Origin of the sequence: Raoultella sp., from assembly GCF_039594335.1 — a bacterium.
Classification (GTDB): Bacteria; Pseudomonadota; Gammaproteobacteria; order Enterobacterales; family Enterobacteriaceae; genus Klebsiella.
This window is the reverse complement of the sequence record NZ_JBCNNS010000109.1, coordinates 1-5,955: the sequence shown is the minus strand read 5'-3', so window position 1 is coordinate 5,955 and position 5,955 is coordinate 1. Positions and strand designations below refer to the sequence as shown.

At 52.2% G+C, this 5,955-nt stretch carries 4 protein-coding genes; 2 read left to right on the top strand and 2 right to left on the bottom strand.

Annotated features, from left to right (window positions below; translation table 11 throughout):
- Both glmS and glmU read right to left on the bottom strand, forming a co-directional pair.
- A partial coding sequence (gene glmS, locus ACZAHD_RS17100; RefSeq protein WP_462457835.1) for a glutamine--fructose-6-phosphate transaminase (isomerizing) occupies positions 1 to 1,511 on the bottom strand: 1,511 nt, incomplete at its 3' end.
- A gap of 185 nt (positions 1,512 to 1,696) precedes the next feature.
- Positions 1,697 to 3,067 (bottom strand): bifunctional UDP-N-acetylglucosamine diphosphorylase/glucosamine-1-phosphate N-acetyltransferase GlmU, encoded by a 1,371-nt coding sequence (glmU, locus tag ACZAHD_RS17095; protein ID WP_462457834.1) that lies wholly within the window; start codon positions 3,065 to 3,067, stop codon positions 1,697 to 1,699.
- A 345-nt stretch (positions 3,068 to 3,412) separates the two neighbouring features.
- On the opposite strand from glmU, the gene ACZAHD_RS17090 reads away from it, so the two are divergent.
- Together ACZAHD_RS17090 and ACZAHD_RS17085 are read left to right on the top strand one after the other, a co-directional pair.
- Positions 3,413 to 5,584 carry a right-handed parallel beta-helix repeat-containing protein gene (locus ACZAHD_RS17090; protein WP_462457833.1) on the top strand — a complete coding sequence of 724 codons (2,172 nt, stop codon included), beginning with the start codon at positions 3,413 to 3,415 and terminating at the stop codon, positions 5,582 to 5,584.
- Entirely contained in the window at positions 5,544 to 5,894 is a 351-nt protein-coding gene (locus tag ACZAHD_RS17085; protein WP_462457832.1) for a hypothetical protein, read from the top strand. The genes ACZAHD_RS17090 and ACZAHD_RS17085 overlap by 41 nt, the downstream gene beginning before the upstream one ends.
- The last annotated feature ends 61 nt before the right edge of the window (positions 5,895 to 5,955 follow it).

The following is a 5,955-nucleotide window of genomic DNA, read 5'->3' as shown; positions in this document are numbered from 1 at the left end:
TTCAGCTCACCGGCCGCGTAGGCTTCCGCGTGGATATAAGAGATCTCTTTGAGCTTCAGCGCCCCTTCCAGCGCGATCGGATACTGATCGCCACGGCCAAGGAACAGCGCATGGTGCTTATCGGAGAAGTTCTCGGCCAGCGCTTCAATACGCTTATCCTGCGACAGCATCTGCTCAATACGGCTCGGCAACGCCTGCAGCCCATGCACGATATCATGCTCAACGGCTGCATCCAGACCTTTAAGACGCGCCAGTTTTGCCACCAGCAGCAGCAATACCGTCAACTGAGTGGTAAAGGCTTTAGTCGAGGCCACACCGATCTCAGTGCCCGCTTTGGTCATCAGCGACAAATCAGACTCGCGGACTAAAGAAGAACTCGCCACGTTACAAATAGCCAGCGAACCCAGATAGCCCAGCTCCTTTGACAGACGCAGAGCGGCCAGCGTATCCGCGGTCTCACCGGACTGGGAAAGCGTGATCATCAGACTGTTGCGACGCACCGCCGATTTGCGATAGCGGAATTCAGAGGCGATTTCAACATCGCACGGCACGCCCGCCAGCGCTTCAAACCAGTAACGAGAAACCATGCCGGAGTTATATGAGGTACCGCAGGCCACGATCTGGATATGTTCAACCTGAGACAGCATTTCGTTTGCATGCGTGCCCAACTCGCTGAGATCCACTTCACCATGGTTGATACGCCCGGTGAGGGTGTTTTTGATCGCATTTGGCTGTTCGTAAATCTCTTTTTGCATGTAGTGGCGATAAATACCTTTATCGCCCGCATCGTATTGCTGGTTGGATTCGATGTCCGGACGTTTCACTTCAGCGCCAGACTTATCAAAAATCACCACGGAACGGCGGGTCACTTCGGCAATATCCCCCTCTTCGAGGAAGATGAAGCGGCGGGTCACCGGCAGCAACGCCAGCTGATCGGAAGCAATGAAGTTTTCCCCCATTCCCAGACCAATAACCAGCGGGCTACCAGAACGCGCAGCCAGCAGAGTCCCCGGATCGCGGGCATCCATAATCACCGTGCCATAAGCACCGCGCAGCTGCGGAATGGTCCGCAGAACGGCTTCACGCAGGGTGCCGCCTTGCTCCAGCTCCCAATGTACCAGGTGAGCAATCACCTCGGTGTCGGTCTCAGAGGCAAAGACATAGCCGCGCGACTGCAGGAGTTCACGCAGCGGTTCGTGGTTTTCGATGATGCCGTTATGGACCACCACAATATGTTCAGAAACATGCGGATGCGCGTTACCTTCAGACGGCTCACCGTGCGTTGCCCAGCGGGTATGGGCAATCCCCGTACCACCGTGTAACGGGTGCTCTTCTACCGCCTGAGCCAACATCTGGACTTTACCGAGACGACGAACGCGGGACATATGCCCGGCGTTATCAACCACAGCCAGACCGGCAGAGTCATATCCACGGTATTCCAGACGACGTAAACCTTCGAGAAGGATTTCAGCAATATCACGCTGCGCGACTGCGCCAACAATTCCACACATAGTTAAATTTCCTGATAATGGCGTTATGCCATGCGTTGTCGCTGACCTGTATTTGCCCGCGTTACGGGCGCCCCGAGCCTTGTAGAGAGTGGGGTTATTTTTATGGTACTGCCTGCGGACGGGGACCTGTATTGGTCCTCTCATCCTGGTTCGCCGGGCGATTTCCCCCGGCGATAATCCAAAAATTACTTCTTCTTCACCGGACGCTGCCAGCCCTGTTTATGGACCTGCGGCACGCGGCTTAAAACCAGTTCGTTATCGGCAATATCGCGCGTGACCGTCGTACCGGCGGCAATCGTGACGCCTTTACCCACGGTGACTGGCGCCACCAACTGAGTATCGGAACCAACAAACACATCGTCACCGATGATGGTTTTAAATTTATTCGCGCCATCGTAGTTACAGGTGATGGTACCGGCGCCAATATTCACGTTATCGCCGATTTCCGCGTCGCCGAGGTAGGAGAGATGCCCTGCTTTCGAACCTTTACCCAGCCGCGCTTTTTTCATTTCAACGAAGTTGCCGACATGCGCACCTTCCAGCAGCTCGGCGCCCGGACGCAGGCGCGCAAACGGCCCGACGGTACAGGCAGCCTGTAAATGAGCATCTTCCACCACCGAATACGGACTGATCTCACAGTCATCGCCAATGGTGCTGTTTTTGATCACGCAGCCGGCGCCGATCTTCACGCGCTCACCCAGTACCACGTTTCCTTCGAGGATAACGTTAGTGTCAATCTCCACATCGCGCCCATGTTTCAGGGTACCGCGGAGATCAAAACGCGCCGGATCTCGCAGCATCACCCCCGCCAGCAGCAGTTTTTCCGCCTGTTCGGATTGATAAACGCGCTCCAGACGCGACAGCTGCAGGCGGTTGTTTACTCCTTCAACTTCGCTTAAGCGCTGCGGATGAACGGCAACGATTTCACGCCCTTCCTGATACGCCAAGGCGATAATATCGGTGATGTAGTATTCGCCCTGCACATTGTTATTCGTCAGCTTCGCCAGCCAGCGTTTTAAATCCGCCCCGCCCGCGATCAAAATTCCGGTGTTAATTTCCTGAATCTGACGCTGCACATCGCTGGCATCTTTATGCTCCACAATGCCGGTAACCAGACCATTTTCACGCGTAATCCGACCATATCCGCTCGGATCGTCCAGCATCACCGTCAGCAGGCCAATGCCGCCCTGCGGCTTCGCCGCGCGCAGGCGTTGTAGCGTATCAACAGAAATCAGCGGAACATCGCCGTACAGCATCATGATGTCTTCATCATCATGGAAGAACGGTGCCGCCTGTTGCATCGCATGGCCGGTACCGAGCTGTTCAGCCTGTAAGACCCAGTTAAGATTATCTTCATGCAGCATCTGGCGAAGCAGATCGCCACCGTGCCCGTACACCAGATGTACGGCCGAAGCACCGAGATCTTTAGTTGCATCAATAACATGCTGCACCATTGGCTTCCCGGCCAGGGAGTGCAGCACCTTAGGAAGATCGGAATACATGCGGGTTCCTTTGCCTGCGGCAAGGATAACCACGCTCATTGCACTGTTTGACATACGCATCCTGACAACGATTAGAACGAAAAGTAAAAGCCTTTCACGTTGAAATATCTACATATTTTTCATCATGAAACGAGACGAGGATAAACCGCCCAGGCTCAACGATATACACCATTTTATGGTGCTATTTTTCACCACTGCAAATGAGTTTATCTCCTGAAAAAGCTCATAAGGGCGATAACCCCCTGCTATCTCACTGCTTTTCTTGTTTTTTTGACGCCTGAATAAAGAAAATCAACAAAATAAAACACAATTTCAATATTTGTTAATTGTGACACACCAAATAGAAACGTCATTTCATTATTATGATAATACTGCGCAATATTTACCCTGGAGAAAAAAATGAATAAAAAAATACCTTTGGCATTAGCCCTTTGCAGCACAATTATCGCATTACCGCTGCAGGCTGACGAGCAACATGTCTGGCGAAGCATCGCTTTTGGCCAATCAACCGACGTGAATTTTTCCTCCAACGTGCTAGCGGAAAAAATTGGCGTTAACAATGTGACGATCGCGGGAAAAAAACTGACTCCGCAGGATGTTGCCAATCTCCAGGCCCCCATCACGATTGAGAGTCGGGGCGGAAAAATCGCCAACTCGCACGACGGTCTGACCTTCTTTTATACTGAACTTCCCGCCCGCCAGAATTTCATCCTGCAAGCCACGGTGACGGTGGATCAATTTGGTCCGGAAAATGGTGCCCTTCCGGCAGCACAGGAGGGCGCAGGGCTGCTGGTTCGCGATGTTCTCGGCCATCCGCGACAGCAGCCTTTGGTGGTTGGCTACGAAGAGTTTCCGGCGGCATCCAATATGGTCATGAACGCTATTATGACTCAGGATAAAAAAGATCGCTCGCACGTCAAACTCCAGGCTATCACCCGGGAAGGGATCACTCAACCGTGGGGAAACGCAGGCTCGACCATCAACCGACTGAGCTATAAAGAGAATATCGATCTTGAGCAGACAGCGGACTTCCAGCTCAGGCTCGAACGCACTAATGAGGGATTTGTGACATCATGGGCACCAGCCGGCAGCAATGCGTGGGTAAGCCAAAAAGTGCCTCATGCCGATCTGATCACCCAACAGGATAAAGACAATTATTACGTTGGCTTTTTTGCCTCGCGCAACGCCAAAATCACCGTCAGCCATGCCTCTCTGGTGACATCCCCGGCGGATACCGTTGCTTCGCAGCCCTATGTTGCCAAAACCTGGCCGGTCGTGATGCAAATCGCCTCAGGCGCACAAAGCCAGAGCGCAGATTACGTATTACAGGCCCGGGCCAGTGCCGACGGCAAGTTCACGGTTCGTCAGGATGAGGTGACGATTGGGATGAATAAAAAGGTCAAGGCCGGTGAGATGTTTACGCAACCCGCGACGCTCAAAGAGAAAAGTACGTTCGAAATTACGTTTACACCAGCCAGTAGCCAAAAACCCTTTACGCAAAGTCTGACGGTTGAACGCAGCCACCGCGTTGAAGGAAGTACGCTGCATGTCTCTCCTGAGGGTCAAGCTGACGCGAAAGGGACGTTTGATTCTCCGCTCGATCTCTCCACCGCGATCGATCTGTTGCCTCCGGGCGGAAAGATTATCTTAGCCGCCGGGGATTACCCGCCAACGGTGATCCCACTTCAGGCTAGTGGGCTCAAGGGACAGGAAAAAACCCTGCAGGCCGACAGCAAGGCGGTTATCCATGGTCTGCTGCTGGATGCGAACTCCTGGCATATCAAGGGCATCTCGATAACAGGTAAAAGCCTGCGTATTCAGGGCAGCCATAACCTGATCGAAAACGTCACCGCGTACAAAAACGAGGATACCGGCATCCAGATATCCTCCCCGGACAAAACAGGTCGCCCGCTGTGGGCCAGCTACAACCGGGTCGTGAACTCAGAATCCTACGGCAATGAAGATCCCGGTAAGATTAACGCCGATGGTTTCGCCGTAAAAATGCGGGTAGGGGAAGGTAATCGCCTGGAAGGCTGCTACTCTCACGACAATATCGATGACGGATTCGACCTGTTTAACAAAATCGAAGACGGCGCCAATGGCGTTGTGGTGATCGAGAATTCAATTGCCCGTAATAACACCAGTAACGGTTTTAAACTCGGTGGAGAAGGGCAGCCGGTTGCCCACGAAATACGTAACAGCATTGCCATCGGTAACCATCTGGACGGGTTTACTGATAATTTCAATCCCGGCAAGCTGGTGGTGGTCAATAACGTCGCGGTAGATAACCAGCGCTTTAACTATCTCTTCCGCCCCAGTCCTTACGGTAAGCCAGAGACTCAAGGATACTTCAGCGACAATCTGTCACTGCGCAGCCAGCCAGGAAAATATGATGATGCCGTTGTCGGCAATATTGAAGATAACAACTCCTTTATTCGCGAGGGGAAAAGCGTCAACGCTGAGGGGAAAACCATTCAGAGCGCCGATTACCAGTCCCTGACGCTACCGGATCCGCTGCTGCGTCGTGCCGATGGCAGTTTTGCTACCGGAGATTTTCTCAACCGTAGCTAACGAGCGGCATCTTGCGCTTTATCCGGCACAGAAAAACACAAAGGCCGCCCTCAGGCGACCTTTTTCTTTCTGCTTCACACCGCATATGTTGTCGTTTTCGTTAGCGGTACAGCGCAAATGCAGAGAGGCTGGCGATTTAGTGATTGAAGGTACCGAAAGTGACGTTCATAGCACTGAAGAAAGCGACGATTTTGTTAAGCAGTTTCATGATGACTTCCTGGATAAAGAATGTGTTCTGGTCAGTTTGTTTTGTGATTTACATCTCAAAAACAAGTCTACGCTTCATTTTTTAACCGATCAACAGAAATGAGATTCTCGTCACAAAAATTTAAAATGCCATTTTAGTTTTGATAAATTTGAAACGAAACCAT

Bases quoted from the DNA above. Each gene is read 5' to 3' on its own strand.
- ACZAHD_RS17085 (WP_462457832.1), top strand. From the start codon at position 5,544: ATGGCAGTTTTGCTACCGGAGATTTTCTCAACCGTAGCTAACGAGCGG.
- ACZAHD_RS17090 (WP_462457833.1), top strand. From the start codon at position 3,413: ATGAATAAAAAAATACCTTTGGCATTAGCCCTTTGCAGCACAATTATC.
- glmU (WP_462457834.1), bottom strand. From the start codon at position 3,067: ATGTCAAACAGTGCAATGAGCGTGGTTATCCTTGCCGCAGGCAAAGGA.